The sequence below is a fragment of the Streptomyces griseorubiginosus genome (genome assembly GCF_017614965.1).
Classification (GTDB): Bacteria; Actinomycetota; Actinomycetes; order Streptomycetales; family Streptomycetaceae; genus Streptomyces; species Streptomyces griseorubiginosus_B.
The window spans coordinates 1-881 of record NZ_WVUG01000684.1; the positions used below are offsets into that span (position 1 = coordinate 1).

The 881-nt window shown below is 69.1% G+C and carries 1 pseudogene; it reads right to left on the bottom strand.

The features are described 5' to 3' along the window. Positions 1-881: pseudogene (locus GRC12_RS44735) on the bottom strand (alpha-1,4-glucan--maltose-1-phosphate maltosyltransferase); the annotation flags it as partial.

Sequence of the window (881 nt, forward strand, 5' to 3'; positions counted from 1 at the left end):
GCGGCCAGGACGGCGCGGACCTCGAAGGCGGGCCGGCCCCCGTGCTGAAGGTATGCGTGCAGGATGTCGGGGGTGTTGACGAAGAAGTTGGGCCGCATGTAGGCGGCCGTCTGTGTGGACAGCTCCGTGAGGTAGTCGGTCAGTTCCTGCTTGGAGTTGCGCCAGGTGAAGTAGGTGTAGGACTGCTGGAAGCCGATCTGGGCCAGGGTGCGCATCATCGCCGGCCGGGTGAACGCCTCCGCCAGGAAGATCACATCGGGGTCGCTCGCGTTGATCTGCTCGATCACCCGCTGCCAGAACACCACCGGCTTGGTGTGCGGGTTGTCCACGCGGAAGATCCGCACCCCCAGCGACATCCACAGCCGCAGCACCCGCAGGGTCTCGGCGATCAGGCCGTCCATGTCGGCGTCGAAGGCGATGGGGTAGATGTCCTGGTACTTCTTGGGCGGGTTCTCGGCGTAGGCGATGGTGCCGTCGGGGCGGTGGTGGAACCACTCGGGATGCTTCTGGACCCAGGGGTGGTCGGGGGAGCACTGCAGGGCGAAGTCCAGGGCGATCTCCAGGCCCAGGGCGGCCGCCTGCTCGACGAACCAGGCGAAGTCCTCGATCGTGCCCAGCTGGGGGTGGACGGCGTCGTGGCCGCCCTCGGGGGAGCCGATCGCCCAGGGCACGCCCACGTCGTCGGGGGTGGGGGAGAGGGTGTTGTTGCGGCCCTTGCGGAAGGTCGTGCCGATCGGGTGGATGGGCGGCAGGTAGACGACGTCGAAGCCCATCGCGGCGATCGCGGGCAGCCGGCGGGCGGCGGTGCGGAAGCTGCCGTGCGGCTGGGTGGGGGTGCCCTCGGAGCGGGGGAAGAACTCGTACCAGGCGCCGTACAGGGC